Genomic DNA, 21837 nt, shown 5'->3' on the forward strand with positions numbered 1-21837 from the left:
AAACCAAGCCTTTTCAAAAAACTATGTAAGTCGTATTACTGGTTACGTAGCGCCGCAATACGTTTATCTAGTGGTGGGTGGCTCATCAGTAGCTCTGTTAGAGACTGCTTACCGTTGATACCGAACGCCATCATTGTGCCATCGAGTTTCGATTCTTGGCTCATCTTCAAACGCTCAAGAGCAGCAATCATTTTCTCTTTACCTACTAAACGCGCTGCACCTGCATCGGCATGGAATTCACGGTGACGGCTGTACCACATAGTGATGAAGCTTGCCAAGAAACCAAAGACAAGTTCCAACACCATAGACACACCAAAGTACACCATCATGTTCGTGCCTTGTCCTTCTTCATCGTCGTTCGATGCCACGATATTGGCGATAAAACGCGATAGGAAGATAACAAACGTGTTCACAACACCTTGCATTAGCGTCATCGTGACCATGTCACCATTCGCAATGTGGCTCACTTCGTGCGCCAGAACAGCTTCAGCTTCATCACGCGTCATGTTGTGTAGAAGACCAGTCGATACAGCAACCAGTGAATCATCACGCTTAGCCCCTGTCGCGAATGCGTTGATGTCTGCAGAATCATAAATCGCTACTGTTGGCATACCAATGCCCGCTTGTTGCGCTTGACGGCCTACCGTCTCAAGCAACCAATGCTCTGTTTCGTTACGTGGGCTTTCAATAACCATGCCGCCAACTGAGCGTAGTGCCATGCCCTTTGACATCATTAACGAAATCAATGCGCCACCAAAGCCAAATACGGCTGCCATGACAAGTAAACCAGACAGACTGCCTGGTTGCATTCCAGTGGTCGCGTAAACAATATTCAGAACAACACTAAGAACCAGCACAACAGCTAGGTTAGTTGCTAGGAATAACATAATTCGCTTCATTACTTTTCTCCGAGGAAGCTTATCGTTTTTTTAAAACGGATTGTTATATGGAACATCTTTTAAGGGAAATCAAACGCTATAAAAGCCGATTCCACTTAGTTTCGTGCTCCGTTGCGTTATAGATATAGTCTATCCGCGATAAAAACAAGGTTAAGCAATAAATTGCAACATTTGTTTTCGAGACTGAAAAATCATAAACAAGTTACCAACCTAAAAACAGCACCTTAGGCTAAGTATAGACTTTGGTCTTATTGTGATGACAAATGAACATGCTAGATTCAAGCGAGATGAACAAAACAGAGCACGCTCTAAGAGCGTTATTGAAGCTCGAAACTTCCATGTCTTGAGGGAAATATCATGGTAGAAACTAACGACTATCAAATGGCTATCGATTTACTACGTTGTCACCTAGGGATCTCAGAGGATGAGGCCAAACAGCAACTCGGTATTTCAACCGATCATCACTTGTCTAAACGTGTTGCTGAGACACAGCAAGCGCTGATGGGACTTAGCCAAGAAAAGTAGCAGTAATCTTATTAAGCTACACCAATAGAAAGGGCTGCAAATTGCAGCCCTTTGGTTTTGAGTACGTTTACAAGAAATGCTCTTAATCGATGTTCAGTAATGGCTCAACGTTAATGTATTTACCCAACTCTTTGCGCTTCGCACTTGGAATGTAAGGGATCTCGCCTAACTTCGGTGCATCGATGCGCGATTCAAGCATTTCAATAATGTCCGCGTAATGCTCTGTGCCTGGGTTAACTCGGTTCGCAATCCAACCCACTAGGTTTAGACCATCTGCTTTGATGATTTCTGCCGTTAATAAAGCGTGGCTCAAACAACCCAGTTTAATACCCACGACAAGTACCACTGGTAGCTGCTCTTGCTGTACCCAAGTAGACAAGCTGTCTGTGTCTGACACAGGAACACGCCAACCACCAGCACCTTCTACCAGTACAACATCGGCTTGCTCTCTATGTTGAGCGAGCTTTTCACTCAGCAAATCGTATTCGATTTCAACCTGCTCGTGCTTAGCTGCGATGTGAGGAGAAGCTGGTAATTCCAAAGCGTATGGGTTCACATCTTCATAAGCCACTTCTAAGGTTGCGGCTTTTTGCAAGTGCAGTGCATCTGAATTGCGCCAACCTTGCTCTGTTTTTTCGCTTCCTGCAGCCACTGGTTTGTAGCCAATGGTATTTAGTCCTTTTGCTGCGAGTGCTTGCAAGACGGCTTTCGACGCCACCGTTTTGCCTACATCAGTATCCGTACCAGCAATAAAAAATGCATCAATCATAAATGTATGACTCCAAAACAAACCTGATAAGTTGCAGGTAGAAGACCTTGATCGTTTTTGAATGCTTGGTACGCGCGCTCGACTTGCAACAAAGTACGACGACTTGTTAGACCATGTGAGCGCCCGCTTACGTGATTTGCACCAATACCTTTGAGATCACGCATAACAGAAAATGCTGAGTCGTACCAAACTGTGATGGTGGTCGAGTCTAGATGATGGTTATGGCATCGAGATTGCGCTAACGCAATTTTTACCTGATTGAGAGTAATAAAGTTATTCACGTGTTGATATGTGTCAATTTTTGCCCACGAATCGCGCAGTTCGCATAGCGAGCCATCAACTAGTGTTGAGAAACACCCTTTCCCATTAGCAGCTAATATTCGGCGAATTTCTCTCAACGGATAACTTAAATCGACACACCACTGTAGCGCGAGACTTGAAAACACATAGTCAAAACTAGCATCCTCGAATGGCAAGCTTTCCGCGTCTGCTACCACATAACGAACATTATGGTCACCACAACGCTCGCGCGCTTTGTCCAACATTCCTTGCGAAAGATCGGCACAAACAACGCTTGCGCCTCGCTCTAGCAATAGCTGAGAAAAATATCCGGTTCCACACCCCAAGTCCAAAACGCGCTTGTTGGTAAGAGCGCTTGGGAGCTTTTCTAACAAACGATGGCCAACATCTCGTTGAAATGCAGCATGTTTGTCATAGGTGTCAGCCGCTTTGCCAAAAGACGAAGCAATCGCCTCTTTGTCTTGGTGTACGTTGTCCAACACCATGTTTTCGGCATTATCCATTACAGCGCTCCTAATGCTTGTTTCAATGCGATTGAAAGCGTTTTAACTTGTTCTGTACTATGGTTCGCAGTGAGCGTGATACGAAGGCGTGAGGTACCTTTCGGAACGGTTGGTGGACGAATCGCGGTGACCCATATGCCATTTTGTCGACAAGCGTTCGCAACCTGCAAAGCAAGTTCTGATTCGCCAATCACAAATGGCTTGATCGGGGTATCTGTTTTAACAAAGCCATCCAGATCGCTTAGATTCGTTTGATAAACCTCATTTAGCTCCACCAGCTTTTCGCGTCGCCAAGACTGCTCTTGAATCATAGAAACCGCATGTGTCAACGCGTAGGCCTGCGCAGGTGGCATTGCTGTTGAATACACATGGTGACGAGCAAACTGGGTCAAAAAGTCACCCGTTGCTTGATCACACAAAATCGCCGCGCCGGACATGCCAAACGCTTTACCGAAGGTCACGACCAAAATCTCTGGTTTGACATTAGCAAGTTCACAAGAGCCTCCACCCGCTTCGCCGAGCACGCCAATACCGTGAGCGTCATCCACTGCTAACCATGCATTACGTAAGCGAGCTACTTCCGCAATGTCTTTCAACGGCGCGCAATCGCCGTCCATACTGAAGACACCTTCAGTCACGACCAGATGATTGCCTTCGTTAGTAAACAGCGTTTCTAAATGCTTAATGTCATTGTGCTTAAAACGCTTCATTTTCGCCGTTGACAGTGCGCCTGCTTCCATCAAAGATGCGTGGTTTAATCGGTCTTGAATCAATACGTCTGATTTTTCTAGCAGGGTAAAAAGCAACGCTTGATTAGCACTGAAACCAGAACCAAATAATACCGCCCTCTCGAAGCCCAACCATTCAGTTAACGCCGCTTCTAAGTTGCTGTGCGCAGCACTGAAGCCAGTGACCATGGGTGATGCCCCACTGCCACTACCATAAACGCTCAGACCTTGCTGCCAAGCACGTACAAGCGCTTGGTCATTGGCTAAGCCCAAATAATCATTGCTTGAGAAGTTGATGTAGCGTCTGCCATCATGTTCTAAAATCGATTGGTTTCCGGCAAATACCACATTCATTGAACGATTCAACCCTTGCGCTTTACGAGCAGAAAGAGCAGATTCGATTCGAGATTTAAACGCTGGCATCGTAGAAAAGATCGTCTTTAGTTGGACGTGCAGCAACGCGCTCTACCACGCGATCCAGCAATTCGTTTTCTTCGATTTCATCAGGTTTTTGAGACACTTCTTGGCTGTTAATACCCAGCTTCTTAAACAGCATCATGTCTTTGTCTTCAGAGGGGTTTGGGGTCGTTAGAAGTTTGCAGCCGTAGAATACTGAGTTTGCACCTGCCATAAAACACAGCGCTTGCATCTGTTCGTTCATGTTTTCGCGACCAGCAGACAAACGCACAGCCGATTGAGGCATCATGATTCGTGCGATCGCAATCAGGCGGATAAAGTCGAATGGCTCAACATCGTCCACAGTCTCCAGCGGTGTGCCCTTCACTTTTACCAGCATATTGATTGGTACGCTCTCAGGGTGTGTAGGAAGGTTCGCCAATTCAACCAGCAAACCTGCACGATCGTTGGCACTTTCACCCATGCCGATGATACCGCCAGAACAAATCTTCATACCAGCATCACGAACGTGAGACAGCGTATCCAAACGGTCTTGGTAAGTACGAGTGGTAATGATGTTGCCGTAGAACTCAGGCGACGTATCTAGGTTGTGGTTATAGTAATCCAGACCCGCGTTTGCCAGCTGCTTCGCCTGCTCTGGCGTTAACATACCTAACGTCATACACGTTTCCAAACCCATGTCTTTTACGCCTTTGATCATATCGGTCAAATGCGGCATGTCGCGCTCTTTCGGGTTCTTCCACGCTGCGCCCATGCAGAATCGCGTCGAACCTGCATTTTTCGCTTTTTGAGCAGCGTCGAGTACACGTTCGACTTCCATCAGACGCTCTTTTTCGATGTCTGTGGTGTAACGAGCACTCTGAGGACAGTACTTACAATCTTCTGGACAAGCACCCGTCTTAATCGACAGAAGCGTGCTTACTTGAACATGGTTGGTTTGTTGGTATTGACGATGAACAAGCTGCGCTTCAAATAGGAGATCCATGAATGGCTTTTCCATGAGATCGCGCACTTCAGCATGCGTCCAGTTATGACGAACTTCCACGTGTATTCCTTTAATCACTTTTTTGTTGTGTTGACAGTCTACTTAGTCTCGATAAACTGTCAACACAACAAGAAACAACAAAGTTTACATTGGTTTATTTTTTAACCTTAACAACTATTGGAATAGAACATGGATCTCGCCTTCGACCGCCATCACATCTGGCATCCTTACACTTCAACGTTGACACCTCTGACCTGCTACCCAGTGGCCTCAGCAAATGGTGTACACATTAAATTGGAAGATGGGACAGAGCTTGTCGATGGCATGTCTTCTTGGTGGTCGACTATCCATGGCTATAACCATCCCCACCTAAATCAAGCGGCTCACCAGCAAATCGATCAAGTGTCACATGTCATGTTTGGCGGGATTACCCACCAGCCTGCAATTAGTTTGTGTAAGAAGTTGCTGTCCCTCGCACCAAATAACCTTGAGCATGTATTCCTTGCCGATTCAGGTTCCGTTGCCGTAGAAGTTAGCTTAAAAATGGCTCTGCAATATTGGCATGCGAAGGGAGAACGCCGACCGAAGTTTCTGACTTTGCGCCACGGTTATCACGGTGACACCTTTGCAGCCATGTCGGTTACCGATCCAGATAACTCAATGCACTCTCTCTACAAAGGCTTTTTACCTGAGCATATCTTTGCGGAGTCACCAACTTGTGGTTATTGGGATGAGTGGAAGCCAGAAGACCTTGCTGACTTTGAACACAAGATTGACTCGCACCATCAAGAGCTTGCAGCGGTGATCCTAGAGCCTATCGTTCAAGGTGCGGGCGGCATGCGTATCTACCATCCAGAATTTCTCAAAGGCGTGCGTAGGCTTTGTGATAAATATGACTTGTTATTGATTGCGGATGAAATCGCAACAGGGTTTGGACGCACTGGCAAATTGTTTGCCTGCGAACACGCAGATATTCAACCAGACATTCTGTGCGTCGGCAAAGCACTCACAGGCGGCTACATGACCCTTTCAGCGACGCTGGCGAGTAAACATGTCGCTGACACGGTTTGTGGTGGTGACGCAGGTTGTTTCATGCACGGACCAACCTTTATGGGTAATCCCCTCGCCTGCGCTGTAGCAACGGCGAGTTTAGAATTGATCGAACAAGGTGACTGGCAGCAGCAAACCCAGCAAATCGAAATGCTGTTTTTTGAATTACTGCCAAAACTTGAAGAATACGACTTGGTGAAGAACACCCGTTGGTTGGGTGCCATTGGCGTCGTAGAAACGCATCGCCCAGTGAATATGGAAACCATCCAAGCACTGTTTGTTGAGCACGGTGTTTGGATTCGTCCATTTGGCAACCTGATTTATATGATGCCGCCATTCATCAGCAAACCAGAAGATATTGAAAAATTAATTAATGCGATTGATGCAGCATTGCAACGTAAAGACTGCTTCGCTTCATAGTTCAACTCAACACGAAAACGGTTTGAGTATGAGACTCAAACCGTCTCTTTATTTACAAGAACAGCAAAGCTATCGAAGTTGACTGTCTTTACTCGCTCGTCGATTAAATAATGCTTGGCGTTGAGACACCAATTCGATTGTTGACTGACATTCGATACAAAGACGAACACCTTTCATTGCAACTCGACGCGCTTCAGGTATCTCGTCTCCACATTCATCACAATAGTGAGCACTTTCGCCCCCTTTAATATTGCCACGAACACGGGAAATCTCGTCGTCGATGGTATTTTGAATTTGTTGGCTAACGCTATCGTCACTTGCCCACCCTACGGCCATAAGCCCTCCTCGTTACTTGAATGAGAAAATCTACTTACCGTGGTAAGGGGGATGATTATATCGATTACAAATAACAAGATAATTAGGGTGAATTAGAAAACACTATTACATTTAAGTAAAAATAGAAAACTTAAAATCAATTACCATTCTTTGATTAGTTCATATGACCCATTCTCGTGAAGCCTTGAAAGAACATACCCATGCGTAGAGCCATAGCTTCCGCTTAACACACTGTTTTCCTTTAACAATATTACATCTTCCAAACCGTCATCATTGTAATCTCCGGTCGCAAGAAGAGTAACTTTTTGGTAACCATCGGAGTTATCGTAAAATACAGCCTGAAAGTCATTCAATCGCTCAAAACTAGTGATTCTATCCATATCAGCCCATCGATGTGCTTCTTTAGATTTTCTCAATTGTTCATCAGAAATTATAAAACTCAACTCTGACGGAGATATATCCGGCAGCCTCTCACTAATGATGCTGTCTGATATGTAAGAAGTATTAGATGGTTTAAGAGCCCCCATCACTTTCCAAGATTCACATAAGACTTTTGTTGCCATTAACGCAGAATACTCTGAGTCCATTTTTGCGCTATATTTTTTTTTGCTTTTTTGCTCGAGTTCTGCACAACTTTTAGCTACTGAGACTTCTTCAGATGGGGACTTTAGTGGGAACTCAAAATACCATTCTGCACCATAAGCAGCTCTGACATTGTCCTGCGTTAAGAAGGTCACTTTCTCGACAAAAAAACGATCAGAGTTGTTGTAAGGGCTATAGAAAGGCTCTATCGATATTGGTTTTGCTAATAAGCTGGAAGAAGATAAACCTAGTAAAATTAAGAGTGATTTCATTAATGCGACCTTAATAAGTTTGCTACATAAGCATTTCTTTCTGCTTGTACACCATTTCTTTTCGACTCGAGGGCGGCTTGCTGATAATTTCCGTTTCGAATATGCCCATTAAACTTTGGATAAGTATCTTTAAGTTTTGGCATACCTAAATTAAATATCATGTCAAAAAGCGCTAGCTTTACGTTGTCCGGATAAGATGTAAACGCGTCATCTCCATAGATAACCTTAAGCTCTTTTTCGAAAGACTGTATGTGATGCGCTATCTGCTCGTTCATCACACTTTCAGTTAATTTGAGGACTGTAAAGGGCTTAAACCTTGAAGCAGGCTCGGATTCACCAAAAGGCCGAGCCTTAACACGCAAAAACTCTTCCTTGATTTGCTCGTGAGTAGCAGGTTCATTTGTAGAACTGTGAACGAACGGGAGCTTTGTTGCTGCGGTAACGTCACTTAACATATTACCTACCCCAACAGTTATATAACCTCTGGTATCCAAATACATATGCTCAACTCTTCCCTCATATTGCTCTAATTTAATCTTGAGCTTCATTTTGAGGGAGGATGAAACAGGCACAGACTTCTTCGCGCTCAAAACCGTGATAGCCTGTGTCAACTTACGATGACTTCTTCCATTCACATCGATTCTTCCATCTGGACGAGCTATTCCAACAAGGTTTTTCTGAAAAGCTTTGATTGCGGCGACAGTCTTGGAGTTTTCAGGTCTAGAGCCCAGTTTCCCATCTACTTTAAGCTCCTTTATTCCCTTTAAAGAACCGAGCAATTGGTTAATAGACCTTTGCACCGTTCGAATATCAGAATCCACATTTTTACCGCCCAAACCAACAGAGCCGCTTAATCTTATCGAAACCACGAAAGTACCTCCTTTTACATTTTGGAGGAGCTTGTCATGCCCAATAAGGCTTAGAAAAATATCATTAGAAAGCAGTTTTAATAATTTAGGACGACTATGCAATACCCCATCCAGCATTTACATAACAACGTATTTTCACTCGACGCAGATAACAAAAAACCCAGCGCTGAGGCTGGGTTTTGGTGTTCTAGTGGCTAATGAATTAACCGATGTGCGTTGCGCCGCCCATGTACTTCTGAAGTACTGCAGGGATTGCAATGCGACCGTCTGCTTCTTGGTTGTTTTCTAGGATAGCAACCATGGTACGACCAACTGCTAGACCAGAACCGTTTAGCGTGTGTACAAGCTCAGGTTTCTTCTCGCCTTTACGACGGAAACGCGCTTGCATACGACGAGCTTGGAAGTCCCACATGTTAGAACATGAAGAGATTTCACGGTAAGTTTCTTGAGCGGGAACCCAAACTTCTAGGTCGTAAGTTTTACGAGCGCCGAAGCCCATGTCGCCTGTACATAGAACGACTTTACGGTAAGGAAGTTCAAGAAGTTGTAGAACTTTCTCAGCGTGACCTGTTAGCTCTTCTAGCGCGTTCATTGAATCTTCTGGCTTCGTGATTTGTACTAGCTCAACTTTGTCGAACTGGTGCATACGAATCAGACCACGAGTATCACGACCGTATGAACCCGCTTCTGAACGGAAACATGGCGTGTGCGCTGTCATCTTGATAGGTAGATCCGCTTCGTCAGTGATAGTGTCACGAACTAGGTTCGTTACTGGTACTTCTGCTGTAGGGATTAGAGACAGTTTACGTGGCTCTTCGTCGTTTACTTTTTCCGCTAGAGGCTCAGTGTGGAAAAGATCTTTACCGAACTTAGGAAGCTGACCAGTACCGAATAGGCTGTCAGAGTTCACTAGGTAAGGTACGTACATCTCTGTGTAGCCATGTTCTTCTGTATGAAGATCTAGCATGAACTGAGCAATTGCACGGTGTAGACGAGCAAATTGACCTTTCATCACGATGAAACGTGCGCCAGTGATCTTAACTGCACTTGCGAAGTCTAGACCGCCACCCATTTCGCCTAGGTCAACGTGGTCTTTCAAATCGAAGTCGTAAGTCTTAGGCTCACCCCAACGAGAGATTTCAACGTTGTCATTTTCGTCTTTGCCATCTGGCACTTCATCTGCTGGGATGTTTGGTACAGAAAGCGTGAATTCGTCTAGTTGAGCCATTACTTGCTCAAGTTCAACTTTCTTCGCGTCAAGATCGCTACCTAGAGTACCGATTTGTTTCTTGATCTCTTCTGCGCCTTCTTTGTCGCCAGCCGCCATTTTTTGGCCAATTTGCTTGGAGATGGAGTTACGCGTGGATTGTAAATTTTCTACTTCTACTTGAATGGACTTACGTTGTTCTTCAAGTTTACGAATAGTCTCTACGTCTAGCTTAAAGCCACGACGCGCCAGTTTAGCAGCTGTTTCATCCAGCTCTGTACGAAGTAATTTAGAATCCAGCATTGTTAATCCTATGCTTTTTGTTGTGAAATCACGCGCACTTTCCAAGCGTACGCGTTAAAAAAATTTACTGAACAAATGTATCCAAAAACGCCTACTTTTCATAGCGCTTTTGTTGGCTATTTGCGTCTAATTTAGCCAAGTAATCTAACTTTTCGCCGATTTTGGTTTCTAGGCCGCGATTTGTCGGCTGATAGTACTTACGATCCGCCATTTCTGGTGGCAAATATTGCTCACCCGCAGCATAAGCACCCGGCTCGTCGTGAGCATATCGATATTCTGCGCCATAGCCCATGTCTTTCATCAGACTGGTGGGTGCATTACGCAAGTGATGCGGCACTTCATATTCAGGCAAGTTATGTGCGTCAGTGAGCGCTTGTTTCCAAGCAACATAAACGGCATTACTCTTTGGAGCGCACGCGAGATAAACAATTGCTTGAGCAATCGCACGCTCACCCTCTGCTGGACCAACGCGTGTAAAACAGTCCCACGCGGAGAGTGCAACTTGCATGGCTCTAGGGTCCGCATTGCCGACATCTTCCGATGCTATCGCAAGTAATCGACGGGCAATGTAAAGTGGATCACAACCTGCAGCTATCATACGAGCAGCCCAATACAAAGCGGCATCTGGGTTTGATCCACGAATAGATTTGTGCACAGCGGAGATCAAATCGTACCAAATGTCGCCTTTATTATCGAAGCGAGAGACTTTCTCCCCGGCTACTTCAGCAAGCAGTTTGAGTGTTATCTCTTTTTCACCTTGATCATTCTCTTCTGCCATATCGTAAAGAAGCTCAAGGTAGTTAAGAGACATGCGAGCATCACCGTTCACCAACTCGGCTAGACGGTCTAACACATTATCAGCAAAGTTCGCTGGCGTATTGCCCAGCCCACGTTCTTTGTCGTTAATCGCTTGATTTAGTGCGAGTGAGATCTCTTCTTTATCCAGTGAAGTCAGCTTGTAGACTCGAGCACGAGACAACAATGCGTTGTTCAGTTCGAAAGATGGGTTCTCTGTCGTTGCGCCAATAAACGTGACGGTTCCATCTTCAATATGTGGTAAGAAAGCATCTTGTTGCGATTTGTTGAAGCGATGAACCTCATCCACAAACAAGATGGTGCGGCGACCCGCCATTTTGTTCTCGCGCGCTTTTTCGATTGCAGCACGAATCTCTTTCACACCGGACGTCACCGCAGACACGCGTTCAACTTCCGCATTGGCGTAATTAGCAGCGACTTCCGCTAACGTGGTTTTACCTGTACCAGGAGGCCCCCAAAGGATCATTGAGTGGACATGGCCAGCCTCTAACGCGCGACGCAGGGGTTTACCCGGGCCAAGAATGTGTTGCTGACCGATGTACTGCTCAATAGTTTGCGGTCTCATACGAGCAGCAAGGGGACGAAAATCTTCGTCCCCCGAGAAATCTAATGTGTAATTACTCACTACCTATTAATTCCTTTGATCGTCCACTTCCACGCCTTTTGGAACTGTGAACGTAAATCTGTCTGCTTTTGGTTTGCCAAGCTTAACATTACTGAATGTAAAGAGCCCTTTCTGACCATCTTGCTCGATGACGTTAAAGCCTTTCACTACGCCTTTCGCGTCAATATTGATCTGGAACTGACCTTGAGTAGAGTCTACTGCGGTTGGGATAAGCGTAAATTCATTCCCTTTCTGGGAGATCTTATAATTATCCCAATCACTTGCTCTGTTGCGAGTTAAGAGCACAAATGGTGTTTGCTCGGTCGCTTGCTCTTGCCAGTAAATGCTAACTTGCTCAATAAACGGGCTGTAGTACCACAAAGTTTTACCGTCTGAAACCAACAAGTTCTCATCTGGGAATGTCGTGCTCCAACGGAACAGGCTTGGACGAGCGATTTCAACCGAGCCTTCCCCTTCCATGACCGTTTCCCCTTCTGGGCTGATCACTTGCTGAGAGAAATCGGCACTGAAGCCCTCATTCATCGCGAGGCGTTTGTTCAGTTCATCTTTTGGAGAGGCTGCATTTGCAACAGAGAAGAAAGAAATGCTTAAAACTAGCGCTGAGAAAAGTTTCGCTGAAAATCGTTTTTTCATTCAGATACCTATCAGAGGGTCAAAGACCTAAAGTTACTCACCTCAGTTGGACTAAGGTGAGTAAAACAAGTTCATTAATCTTTTGGTGGCGCAGGAGCCAAGACTTCACGGTTACCATTGTGACCCGGCGCACTCACGATGCCTTGAGCCTCAAGCTGCTCGACAATTCGTGCGGCACGGTTATAACCGATTTTGAATCGACGCTGCACGCCAGAAACCGAACCACGGCGCGACTGAACCACATGCTCAACCACCTGATCAAACAATGGATCCATCTCTTCATCTGATTCCATTTGTTCGCCCGGAAGCAAACTTTCTGGGCCTTGGTCACCACTGATGATTTCATCGATGTAGTTTGGCTTACCTCGCGCCTTCCAGTTGTTCACCACAGCATGTACATCATCATCCGACGCAAATGCGCCGTGAACACGAATCGTATGGCTAGAACCTGGAGGCAAGTACAGCATGTCACCCATACCAAGTAGCGATTCCGCGCCGCCTTGGTCAAGGATAGTACGCGAGTCCGTCTTCGTTGATACAGTAAACGCCACGCGTGTTGGAATGTTTGCTTTAATCAGACCGGTAATAACGTCAACCGATGGACGCTGAGTTGCAAGAATCAAGTGAATACCAGCCGCACGCGCTTTCTGAGCCAAACGAGCAATCAGTTCTTCAACCTTTTTACCCACAACCATCATAAGGTCGGCAAATTCGTCAACAACAACGACGATATATGGCAATTTCTCAAGCAACGGCGGTTCTGTATCCATACTGTCGCCTTCTTGCCAGAATGGATCGTGAATTGGGTGGCCGGCTTCAGCTGCCATCTTCAACTTCTCGTTAAAGCCTTTCACGTTACGCACACCCAGTGCCGACATCAGTTTGTAACGGCGTTCCATTTCACCCACACACCAACGTAGAGCATTGGATGCGTCTTTCATATCAGTAACAACTTCGGCAAGAAGATGAGGGATACCTTCGTAAATAGAAAGCTCCAACATTTTCGGGTCGATCATTATGAAGCGTAGATCTTCTGGAGAAGCTTTGTAGAGCATACTCAAGATCATGACGTTTACACCGACCGACTTACCTGAACCTGTCGTACCCGCAACAAGTACGTGAGGCATTTTAGCGATGTCAGCAATGACAGCTTCACCCGCGATATCTTGACCAAGTACCACCGTCGTTGGCGATTTAGCTTGCTCAAATTGAGGGCTGCTGATGACGTCTGACAGATAAACCGTCTGACGACTCATGTTTGGCAACTCAAGACCGACATAAGGTTTGCCTGGAATCACCTCTACAACACGTACCGCCATCGCAGATAGAGCACGCGCCAAGTCCATAGACAGACCAGAAATTCGACTTACTTTCACACCTGGCGCCAAATCGAGCTCGAATCGAGTGATGACTGGGCCTGGGTAAATGCCGACTACGTCTGCTTTAATTTTGTAGTCTGCAAGCTTGCTTTCGACTAAACGCGCGACTTGCTCAAGCGCTTCACGATCGATGAAGTTTTCACGTTTTTCCGGATGGTAAAGCAATTCAAGTGTTGGCAGCGGCTCTTCTGGCACTGGTAAATTCTGTTCTTGCTTCATCAAGAATGGGTTTTGCGTCGCGGCAACTTTTGCTTGCGCGCTGGATACCATGCTTTGGAATGCGGCAACATCTTGATCGCCATCTTGCACTTCCTCAACCTCAACTTCTTGTGGCGCTGGTTCAAACACTACACTCGGCTCAAGTGTCTGTTCTGGTTGAATTCGAGAAACCGATTGTGGTTGAACTATAGGTTGAGGCTCTGGTGAACGCGACTGAGGTTGAGGAGCAACATATGCCTCTTCTTCATCTACTACATCAAAATCAGAGATGGTTGGTTCAATATGTTCACTTGGCTCAGCGTGGTCGGTAATGTCATCAAGCGCACGAGTGTCAATAACAGGCTCTTCGTGTGGCGTTGGTTCCACATGGAGTTGCTGTTCTTGCTGAGCAGCAAACTGTTCATACTCTTCATAGCTTGATTCTCGTTGAGGCGTATCGTGTTCAACAACCTCTTCATGCTTGGCTTGCACCTGTTCTTGATAGACTGCGTTTGTATCCGCATAAGATTGGCTTGTTTGTTCTGCTGACGCCCAATCATCTGCTTGCTGCGCTGCTGCTTCCAACTCTTCGATGGTTACGTTCAGCTGCTTGGTACGCTCAACCATTGGATCCACGTTATCTGTGCTGACCGCTTTAAGTTGTGGTTCTGGTTCAACATACGTTGGCGTCGCATTTACTGCCGCAACTCGTTGAGGTTGGGGCTCTGGCGTCGGTTTTACCGCAGACGTTTCTGATTTGGCTTGCGGCATATATATAGGATATTCGTGTACTGCCGCTTTCTCTTTTGGTTCTTCAACTTCGTAAGCCGTTAAGTGAGGAAGCGTCTCGTCGTCTTGTTGATCGTCTTCAACGTGTTTTGTTGATACTTTATCCTCAACAAACTCATCAAGCTGAGGCTCTAGCGTCTCTTGTTCTGAACCTCTGAACTTATTCGCGATGGCAGCCAATACCGCTAACGAGCGGTCACCAAGCCATTCAACGATGTTCAGCCAAGAAATCCCCGTAAACAGAGTAAAACCAGCCCCCCACAGAAATAGAAGGACGAGTGTTGTACCCAGTACATTCAACGTCGGCAAAGCAAGGCTTGATAAAACATCGCCTACTACACCGCCCGATGAGAAGTACCAAATATCATCGAAGTTAATATCGGCAAGGCCGCAACTGGTCATGATAAGAACGGTTAGGCCCAGTAAACGGGTTCCCCACAGCATAAAATCAATTGGCTCATCTTCCCCTCGCTTACGACAAATCACCCACGCAGCCGCAGCCAGTAGGAAAGGAATCGGATAGGCGAGAGAGCCAAAAGTGAAAAATAGAGTGTCGGCAAGCCATGCGCCAAACAGGCCACCAGCGTTATCGATCTCCCCACCCCATGCAGTTTGGGACCAAGATGGATCAGCTGGACTAAAGGTAAATAGTGCTACAGCGAGCAATACCGAGCTAAGAACGCCAACGATAAAGCAGCACTCTTTTAAGCGTTGGAAGCCATTTAAGCGTGAAGACTGAGGCTCTTCACTGGTTTTAATGATGGTTTCGACTTTCTTTGCGTTCTCTTTGAACATAAATCAACTTGAATATGGAAATGAAATAGGAATTTGCAAAACATTCCGAGCGGCATCAAGCCGCTCGGTAAATTGATTTAACCATATCAAAGAGAAAAACCCAATTACTCTATGGCGAAAGCGGAAGCATATACCGCTTTCTTTGCAAGAAATTAACGAGTTTTAATCACAAGCTGGTTAGATTGTTTCACTTCTTCCATAACTACGTAGGTGCGAGTGTCATTTACGCCAGGTAGACGTAGTAACGTATCGCCAAGTAGTCGACGGTAAGCACCCATATCAGATACACGGGTCTTTAGAAGATAGTCAAAGTCACCTGAAACTAGATGACACTCTTGAATGTCGTCTAGCTTTTGAACAGCTGAGTTAAACTGTTCAAACACATCTGGCGCACCACGGTTTAACGTAATCTCAACGAATACCAGTAGTGATGCATCTAGGAACTGCGGATTAAGTAGCGCAGTATATCCTGTGATGTAGCCTTGACGCTCTAAGCGACGCACACGCTCCAAACATGGCGTTGGAGAAAGTCCTACACGTTTTGAAAGCTCAACGTTTGAAATACGACCGTCTTTCTGCAGTTCATTAAGAATGTTGCGGTCGATACGGTCTAGTTCCTTGGACGGCTTTTTATAGTTGTCTGCCATTTTTTATTCCACCTTATTACTTCCTTGCAAAAAAATATACTACAACTTTTTAATATTTGGTGCCAAATTTTACAAACCTATAACTATACTAGTTACAAATTCGACAATAACACCCTACAAATAGTTTTTACAACCATTATAGAAAGAGGATACAGGATGATCATTGGCGTACCTAAGGAAATCAAGAACCACGAATACCGTGTGGGTATGATCCCTGCTAGCGTGAGAGAACTCATCTCACATGGCCACCAAGTTTTAGTTGAGACCAATGCAGGTGCCGGCATTGGTTTTTCAGACGATGATTACATCGCCGTCGGCGCATCCATTCTCCCTCATGCTGCAGACGTTTTCGCGCAAGCAGACATGATAGTAAAAGTAAAAGAACCCCAAGCAGTTGAGAGAGCAATGCTCCGCGAAGGGCAAATTTTATTTACTTATTTACACCTAGCACCAGATTTTCCACAAACTGATGAGCTAATCAAGAGCAAAGCTGTCTGTATAGCCTATGAGACTGTAACAGATAATATGGGTCGTTTGCCACTGTTAGCACCAATGTCAGAAGTGGCAGGTCGGATGTCTATCCAAGCGGGTGCGCAAACGTTAGAAAAATCACACGGTGGTCGTGGTTTACTTCTTGGCGGCGTACCTGGTGTTGAGCCTGCTAAAGTCGTTATCGTTGGTGGTGGTGTCGTTGGTGCAAACGCAGCTCGTATGGCTGTTGGCCTTCGCGCAGACGTCACAATTCTTGACCGCAACGTAGACACTCTGCGTAAACTGGATGAAGAATTCCAAGGCCAAGCGAAAGTCATTTATTCTACAGAAGACGCTATCGAGAAGCATGTTCTAGAAGCAGACCTTGTTATTGGTGCAGTTCTAATCCCAGGCGCGGCAGCTCCGAAACTGGTAACAAAAGAGCATATTGCTAAGATGAAGCCAGGCGCAGCAATCGTTGACGTAGCTATCGACCAAGGTGGTTGTTTCGAAACATCTCACGCGACAACACACGCCGAGCCTACTTACGTGGTTGATGATGTCGTTCACTACTGTGTAGCAAACATGCCTGGTGCAGTTGCACGTACTTCAACTTTCGCATTGAACAATGCCACTCTCCCTTACATTGTGAAACTTGCAAACAAAGGCTATCAACAAGCTCTTCTGGAAGACAAAGGCTTCCTAGAAGGTCTAAACGTGATTCACGGTAAAGTCACTTGTAAAGAAGTTGCAGAAAGCTTTGACCTTGAATATGTAGATCCTGAACAAGCTATCGCCATGTTCAACTAACAACAAAATTAAGCAATTTTGTCACGTTTTGTTTACAAAAGCCCACAATAAAGTGGGCTTTTTCATATAGTCGATTTAGATATAAAAAATAACTAATTCTTATATGCACAAATTAAAATATTTCTCGGCGTAACTGATTTAGGGCAAAACTCTGCCAATCTAACACGATAACCACGTTCTTCAAGATAAAGCACTTTGTCTAATGCGAGCCAGATCTCCAAAGGTCGCTGAAAAACCAGTTGCACTAAGCTCATTCTTTCCATATGCCAAAAACGTTTTATTGCCCGCTTTTCAAACTCGGCAAAGTCAATCGCTTGGTTAATCTCGATACCTTTTTGTTTCGCAGCCCCGAGACACAATGCCTCAAAACCATCACTTAACTGTGATTTTCGAATGCTTGGCACGGGTTGATACTCATCAACTCCCAAAATCTCACGTGTCAGTAAATCAAAGCCAAGCCTGAATACCATCTCTTGTTGACGATGGCGACGCACACGTTCACCGCCTGTCACCGTCTGTTGCAGTGGAATGCGCAGTTCATGCTTAGACAAAATGAGTTCAGACGCTCGTACTGATTGGGATAACGCTTGGTACGTCTCGCTTTGAATCAAATGATAACAGCAAGGTGAAATCGTCATCGCCGCGATGCCGGCTTCACTTCCATATTCCATCAACCGAACATGAAGGTCACCACAAGCATGCAGTGCGACAGCATGTTGCGTGGGTTTGAATACTGCCTTGGTTTGAGGATCAAACGCGTCACCTTGGATAAAGGTCATTTTCCAATGATGTTCATTCGCGGCTTGTTGGCCGGAGTCGCATAACGCTTGTTGATATTCAAAACTGGTCACTGGTTGATCGGTTTGCGTGGTTAAGATCCGACCTAAGTATCCTTTACCCGAGCACCACTCTAACCATTCCTCACCTTGATGAGATTGAATCGCTGCCTCCCCCATCGCCGTGATCTGTTCTAACTTGCGCCCTGGGATTCCACTGTCTAACCCTCTTTCTAGCGCTAGGCCATCTAATGCCATCGACTCTAACTGTGTATGCCTAAGTAAGGATGGTAAATCTGGCAAAAACACACTGATTTCAGCCAACGCAAGGTCTGGGTCAGCTTTGAGGTTTTCTATTTGTGAGGGAGAAAGCGATTCTAACCATTGGCAAAGCTGAGGGTGTGTTTCCTGCCAAGGTAATGATGGTTGGATGCTGCTTTGAAATGGCTCGAATCGCCATAATGGTTGATGCTCAATTAAGCAGTCATTAATAAATTGAAATTGCGTTTGCATAGCCCCCCCTACAATTTGGGATGGATTGTAGGGGGAATCATCACTTGAATGAAGTGTTATCTTACCGGAAGCTCGATGTCTTTAAACATCTCTTCAATTTCAGCATTCGACTTAAGAGAAATCGCCTGTTCGACAACAGGGCGCGTTAAGTGCGGAGCGAAACGCTCCATAAAGTCAAACATGTAAGAACGCAGGAACGTGCCACGGCGGAAACCAATACTTGTTGTACTTGCACCAAACAAATGGCTCGCATCAATAGCAACTAAATCGCGGTCTTGCTCTTCATCGACAGCCATGCTCGCAATCACACCAACACCGATACCCATGCGCACATACGTTTTAATCACATCCGCATCGGTTGCAGTGAACACGACTCGCGGCGTCAAACCTTCACGGTTGAAAGCGGTATCTAACTCAGAGCGACCAGTAAAGCCAAACACATAAGTCACCAAAGGATAAGCAGCTAAATCGTGAATAGTAACTAAGTCTTTCTTCGCCAACGGATGATCTTTTGGCACCACAATAGAGCGATTCCAGTGGTAACAAGGCAACATGATAGCATCTTGGTAAAGATGGAGAGCTTCTGTCGCAATCGCAAAGTTGGCTGTACCTTTTGCAATCGCTTCAGACATTTGAGAAGGCGTACCTTGATGCATGTGCAAAGACACTTTCGGGTAACGTGCCGTAAAACCTTTGATGACATCGGGCAATGCATAGCGCGCTTGAGTATGGGTTGTTGAAATATTTAACGTGCCCATTTCAGGGTGAGTATGCTCGCCCGCTACCGCTTTGATGCTCTCAACACGAGCAAGGATTTCTTGGGAAATACGAACGATCTCTTCACCTGCTGGTGTCACTTGCGTTAAATGTTTACCACTTCGTTCGAAGATCTGGATTCCCAGCTCATCCTCTAGTAAACGAACCTGCTTACTAATACCAGGCTGAGAGGTGTATAAACTCTCCGCCGTCGCAGAAACGTTTAGATTATGGTTCACAACCTCAACAATGTACTTCAGCTGCTGCAGTTTCATCGTAATCCCTTACTCATTCACGAGATAATAATGTCATAACTAAATTGACCGCTCTTACGAGCGATATAATGATTAGTTATAACGCGATCACAACGAAATGAACAGTAATTTCTAACATATAGCTGATAACCTTAAGCAGAGAAACAATATGCACAATGTTGAGCTTATAAAAACATCGATTTTAGTGATGTTGGTTCTATCAGTAACGAAAACGTGGGTGAGGCAAAATAATCAAACAAATAAGGTGCCGAGTAAGATAAGATTCATGTATTCTTGAACGCTAGCCGTAGAAAAGTAAAAGCAGACGCAAAGATATGAATATTGGTTTAATAATCGCTTTGGTAGCCATCCTACTGGTATTAATCCTAGGCTATAACATCATGTTGCAATACAAGGTTAAAGTTGAAACCGCCAAAAGGCAGGAATCGGCACGCTATGTTGCACTTATTGATGGCACTGAAGAACTGATTGGTCACGCACACCATATTCCTTTTAGTAAGGAGCTTCTGCTGTGCCTAAACAATCGTATTCTTGATGCACTAGAAAGCATGCATGAGCTTGACCCGAAAAATAAGCAGCTCACTCAACGCATAGAGAATATGAAGCAGCAAATCGGACAGCTAAAAGAAAACGGTCCGACTGGTGAAAGTACCTCTTTCAAAATGCCAAGCAGCGATAAGCAAGCCATCGTGATGCTTAAGCTGGTTAAGCGCCTGCGTGACACCGTTCGAAACGAGCACAACAAAGGCCGATTAGACACCCAGACTTACGTAACCGAGAATGCGCGTTTGGAAACGATGCAAATTCGCATCAACATCGAAAACGTGATTAAGCGAGCGAACGATTCCATTGCTCGCGGCCAACCGGGTACTGCGTTACAACTGCTTCGCAAAGGCATCGATGCGCTGAGTACAAAAAGCGATCCGTACTCCATCCAAGCAAAACAAAAGCTTGAAGAGATGCTTGGCGACTTAGACAAGAAACGCCAAGACAAAAGCGATGCAGAAATGCAGCAAATGGCAGACAAAGAGCGTGACAACGACATGGAAGCACTCTTCGGCGAGAAGAAAAAGTGGTAATATCCACACCAGCTTTTCGCCCTATCCGATTAAAGGCTGCGTTTGCAGCCTTTTTTCTATCCAGATTTCCGTTTTACTCATGCTCTGGATGAACCAAATTTGAACGTAACGTACTAAAAATAAAATGATTAATCTCGACGCCTATCAAGATCTTCTTGCTCCTATCAATCAATTTCTGCAATGCCGCACACCCAACGAATGGGTTGAAGAAGCAAAGAAACCAGAAAACTTGCAAACCATTTTATTGGATCACTTACTGTGCGAGCTGAAAGCAGGTCAGTCAGCTATGTTCTTGATCCGCAAATACGCAGTAGATAAAGACAGTTCACATGCCTTACTTGACTGGTTCAAACCGTATGAAGATTTCGCTTACCGAAAAATCGGCTCATTAGAGACATTAAAAGGTAAGAGCAATATTTCGAAAACCATCATGGCAAAATCGGATTCGCCGTATAGCCAAGATCTGATCGATAAAATGGTTCTCTTGATCAAAGAAGAATTACATCACTTCTATCAAGTACTGGAAATCATGGAGAGCCGTGGCGTGGAATACAAAAACATTCCCGCAAGCCGCTACGCAAAAACGCTGATTTCACACATGAAGACTCATGAGCCCGAGACGCTTATCGATAAGCTCATTATCGGCGCTTACATCGAAGCTCGCTCATGTGAACGTTTCGCCAAACTTGCGCCGCACATGGATGAAGACATTGCGAAGTTTTATGTTTCCCTACTCCGCTCTGAAGCACGTCATTATCAAGACTACCTTGTACTGGCTGAGCAGATTGCAGGCAAAGATATCAGCGAGCGTATTGCATACTTCGGCCGTATCGAAGCTGAGCTGATTTCAACCCCCGACGAAGACTTCAAGTTCCACAGTGGCATACCTGCTTAGCCGTGCTAAACCGTCAGTAAAAAGCCAGATGTGAGTCTGGCTTTTTTGTTTTAAATCTCACCCTTTCAACCTACCTCTTCGTCTGTATAAACCGCGCCTGTAACTTCATTTTGTTTACAACTCCGTTAGAACCAAGGTCACAAGTAGCGAACTATTTTCATCGAACCATAAGCTGTCATCCATCTTTAACGCTCGAGTAACATTTATAAATAAGA

At 45.3% G+C, this 21837-nt stretch carries 20 protein-coding genes; 5 read left to right on the plus strand and 15 right to left on the minus strand.

What is annotated here, in order from left to right:
- Window positions 1-35: 35 nt before the first annotated feature.
- Window positions 36-899 carry a protease HtpX gene (gene htpX / locus ACYJZR_RS10030; RefSeq protein WP_005459987.1) on the minus strand — a complete coding sequence of 288 codons (864 nt, stop codon included), beginning with the start codon at window positions 897-899 and terminating at the stop codon, window positions 36-38.
- Between the two features lie 357 nt (window positions 900-1256).
- Between htpX and ACYJZR_RS10035 the strand changes: the two genes are divergently transcribed.
- Window positions 1257-1424, plus strand: a complete 168-nt coding sequence (locus ACYJZR_RS10035; RefSeq protein ID WP_005459995.1) for a hypothetical protein — start codon at window positions 1257-1259, stop codon at window positions 1422-1424.
- 82 nt (window positions 1425-1506) lie between these two features.
- Here the strand turns inward: ACYJZR_RS10035 and bioD are convergent, their stop codons facing one another.
- From bioD to bioB, 4 genes are read right to left on the minus strand one after another with little or no spacing between them, the layout of a single operon-like run.
- A complete protein-coding gene (gene bioD, locus ACYJZR_RS10040) occupies window positions 1507-2193 on the minus strand; it encodes a dethiobiotin synthase (RefSeq protein WP_017448317.1) in 687 nt (228 codons plus the stop codon).
- Complete coding sequence (gene bioC / locus ACYJZR_RS10045; protein ID WP_031851607.1) at window positions 2190-2996, minus strand: malonyl-ACP O-methyltransferase BioC; 807 nt, start codon at window positions 2994-2996, stop codon at window positions 2190-2192. The genes bioD and bioC overlap by 4 nt, the downstream gene beginning before the upstream one ends.
- Window positions 2996-4147 carry an 8-amino-7-oxononanoate synthase gene (bioF, locus tag ACYJZR_RS10050; RefSeq protein WP_029864853.1) on the minus strand — a complete coding sequence of 384 codons (1152 nt, stop codon included), beginning with the start codon at window positions 4145-4147 and terminating at the stop codon, window positions 2996-2998. The genes bioC and bioF overlap by 1 nt, the downstream gene beginning before the upstream one ends.
- Entirely contained in the window at window positions 4134-5186 is a 1053-nt protein-coding gene (bioB, locus tag ACYJZR_RS10055) for a biotin synthase BioB (protein WP_005495747.1), read from the minus strand. Before bioB ends, bioF begins: the two co-directional genes overlap by 14 nt.
- A gap of 129 nt (window positions 5187-5315) precedes the next feature.
- On the opposite strand from bioB, the gene bioA reads away from it, so the two are divergent.
- A complete protein-coding gene (gene bioA / locus ACYJZR_RS10060; RefSeq protein ID WP_069487814.1) occupies window positions 5316-6596 on the plus strand; it encodes an adenosylmethionine--8-amino-7-oxononanoate transaminase in 1281 nt (426 codons plus the stop codon).
- A gap of 69 nt (window positions 6597-6665) precedes the next feature.
- Here bioA and ACYJZR_RS10065 read toward each other — a convergent pair whose 3' ends face one another.
- From ACYJZR_RS10065 to lrp, 8 genes are all read right to left on the minus strand, one after another.
- Entirely contained in the window at window positions 6666-6932 is a 267-nt protein-coding gene (locus ACYJZR_RS10065) for a DksA/TraR family C4-type zinc finger protein (RefSeq protein WP_015296513.1), read from the minus strand.
- Window positions 6933-7072: 140 nt separating this feature from the next.
- Window positions 7073-7786 (minus strand): hypothetical protein, encoded by a 714-nt coding sequence (locus ACYJZR_RS10070; RefSeq protein ID WP_021449298.1) that lies wholly within the window; start codon window positions 7784-7786, stop codon window positions 7073-7075.
- Window positions 7786-8757, minus strand: coding sequence for a peptidoglycan-binding domain-containing protein (locus tag ACYJZR_RS10075; protein ID WP_228763183.1), 972 nt, complete (start codon window positions 8755-8757; stop codon window positions 7786-7788). The genes ACYJZR_RS10070 and ACYJZR_RS10075 overlap by 1 nt, the downstream gene beginning before the upstream one ends.
- 100 nt (window positions 8758-8857) lie before the next feature.
- Entirely contained in the window at window positions 8858-10165 is a 1308-nt protein-coding gene (gene serS, locus ACYJZR_RS10080) for a serine--tRNA ligase (RefSeq protein ID WP_005495761.1), read from the minus strand.
- Between the two features lie 91 nt (window positions 10166-10256).
- Complete coding sequence (locus ACYJZR_RS10085; RefSeq protein WP_043043278.1) at window positions 10257-11546, minus strand: replication-associated recombination protein A; 1290 nt, start codon at window positions 11544-11546, stop codon at window positions 10257-10259.
- A gap of 66 nt (window positions 11547-11612) precedes the next feature.
- A complete protein-coding gene (gene lolA, locus ACYJZR_RS10090) occupies window positions 11613-12239 on the minus strand; it encodes an outer membrane lipoprotein chaperone LolA (RefSeq protein ID WP_017448307.1) in 627 nt (208 codons plus the stop codon).
- Between the two features lie 74 nt (window positions 12240-12313).
- The gene (locus ACYJZR_RS10095; protein ID WP_140071710.1) at window positions 12314-15400 is read right to left on the minus strand and encodes a DNA translocase FtsK; all 3087 of its coding nucleotides are present in this window, start codon (window positions 15398-15400) and stop codon (window positions 12314-12316) included.
- Window positions 15401-15552: 152 nt separating this feature from the next.
- Window positions 15553-16047, minus strand: coding sequence for a leucine-responsive transcriptional regulator Lrp (lrp, locus tag ACYJZR_RS10100; RefSeq protein ID WP_005378234.1), 495 nt, complete (start codon window positions 16045-16047; stop codon window positions 15553-15555).
- 156 nt (window positions 16048-16203) lie between these two features.
- Here lrp and ald point away from each other — a divergent pair, with 156 nt between their 5' ends.
- Entirely contained in the window at window positions 16204-17328 is a 1125-nt protein-coding gene (ald, locus tag ACYJZR_RS10105; RefSeq protein ID WP_005459904.1) for an alanine dehydrogenase, read from the plus strand.
- A gap of 92 nt (window positions 17329-17420) precedes the next feature.
- Here ald and ACYJZR_RS10110 read toward each other — a convergent pair whose 3' ends face one another.
- Both ACYJZR_RS10110 and cysB read right to left on the minus strand, forming a co-directional pair.
- Window positions 17421-18617 carry a methyltransferase gene (locus tag ACYJZR_RS10110; RefSeq protein ID WP_406964826.1) on the minus strand — a complete coding sequence of 399 codons (1197 nt, stop codon included), beginning with the start codon at window positions 18615-18617 and terminating at the stop codon, window positions 17421-17423.
- 56 nt (window positions 18618-18673) lie between these two features.
- Window positions 18674-19648 carry an HTH-type transcriptional regulator CysB gene (gene cysB / locus ACYJZR_RS10115; protein ID WP_005459882.1) on the minus strand — a complete coding sequence of 325 codons (975 nt, stop codon included), beginning with the start codon at window positions 19646-19648 and terminating at the stop codon, window positions 18674-18676.
- A gap of 314 nt (window positions 19649-19962) precedes the next feature.
- On the opposite strand from cysB, the gene ACYJZR_RS10120 reads away from it, so the two are divergent.
- Both ACYJZR_RS10120 and miaE read left to right on the plus strand, forming a co-directional pair.
- Window positions 19963-20727, plus strand: coding sequence for a hypothetical protein (locus ACYJZR_RS10120; protein ID WP_005459911.1), 765 nt, complete (start codon window positions 19963-19965; stop codon window positions 20725-20727).
- A gap of 124 nt (window positions 20728-20851) precedes the next feature.
- Window positions 20852-21622, plus strand: coding sequence for a tRNA isopentenyl-2-thiomethyl-A-37 hydroxylase MiaE (miaE, locus tag ACYJZR_RS10125; RefSeq protein ID WP_406964822.1), 771 nt, complete (start codon window positions 20852-20854; stop codon window positions 21620-21622).
- Window positions 21623-21837 lie beyond the last annotated feature (215 nt).

The organism is Vibrio sp. RC2502 (assembly GCF_054850435.1).

Excerpts from the sequence above, each read along its gene's own strand:
- ACYJZR_RS10110 (WP_406964826.1), bottom strand. The coding sequence starts at position 18,617 with ATGCAAACGCAATTTCAATTTATTAATGACTGCTTAATTGAGCATCAA.
- ACYJZR_RS10065 (WP_015296513.1), bottom strand. The coding sequence starts at position 6,932 with ATGGCCGTAGGGTGGGCAAGTGACGATAGCGTTAGCCAACAAATTCAA.
- bioD (WP_017448317.1), bottom strand. The coding sequence starts at position 2,193 with ATGATTGATGCATTTTTTATTGCTGGTACGGATACTGATGTAGGCAAA.
- bioC (WP_031851607.1), bottom strand. The coding sequence starts at position 2,996 with ATGGATAATGCCGAAAACATGGTGTTGGACAACGTACACCAAGACAAA.
- ald (WP_005459904.1), top strand. The coding sequence starts at position 16,204 with ATGATCATTGGCGTACCTAAGGAAATCAAGAACCACGAATACCGTGTG.
- ACYJZR_RS10095 (WP_140071710.1), bottom strand. The coding sequence starts at position 15,400 with ATGTTCAAAGAGAACGCAAAGAAAGTCGAAACCATCATTAAAACCAGT.
- bioF (WP_029864853.1), bottom strand. The coding sequence starts at position 4,147 with ATGCCAGCGTTTAAATCTCGAATCGAATCTGCTCTTTCTGCTCGTAAA.
- ACYJZR_RS10085 (WP_043043278.1), bottom strand. The coding sequence starts at position 11,546 with ATGAGACCGCAAACTATTGAGCAGTACATCGGTCAGCAACACATTCTT.
- bioA (WP_069487814.1), top strand. The coding sequence starts at position 5,316 with ATGGATCTCGCCTTCGACCGCCATCACATCTGGCATCCTTACACTTCA.
- ACYJZR_RS10035 (WP_005459995.1), top strand. The coding sequence starts at position 1,257 with ATGGTAGAAACTAACGACTATCAAATGGCTATCGATTTACTACGTTGT.
- ACYJZR_RS10120 (WP_005459911.1), top strand. The coding sequence starts at position 19,963 with ATGAATATTGGTTTAATAATCGCTTTGGTAGCCATCCTACTGGTATTA.
- ACYJZR_RS10070 (WP_021449298.1), bottom strand. The coding sequence starts at position 7,786 with ATGAAATCACTCTTAATTTTACTAGGTTTATCTTCTTCCAGCTTATTA.
- cysB (WP_005459882.1), bottom strand. The coding sequence starts at position 19,648 with ATGAAACTGCAGCAGCTGAAGTACATTGTTGAGGTTGTGAACCATAAT.
- miaE (WP_406964822.1), top strand. The coding sequence starts at position 20,852 with ATGATTAATCTCGACGCCTATCAAGATCTTCTTGCTCCTATCAATCAA.
- lolA (WP_017448307.1), bottom strand. The coding sequence starts at position 12,239 with ATGAAAAAACGATTTTCAGCGAAACTTTTCTCAGCGCTAGTTTTAAGC.
- serS (WP_005495761.1), bottom strand. The coding sequence starts at position 10,165 with ATGCTGGATTCTAAATTACTTCGTACAGAGCTGGATGAAACAGCTGCT.
- htpX (WP_005459987.1), bottom strand. The coding sequence starts at position 899 with ATGAAGCGAATTATGTTATTCCTAGCAACTAACCTAGCTGTTGTGCTG.
- lrp (WP_005378234.1), bottom strand. The coding sequence starts at position 16,047 with ATGGCAGACAACTATAAAAAGCCGTCCAAGGAACTAGACCGTATCGAC.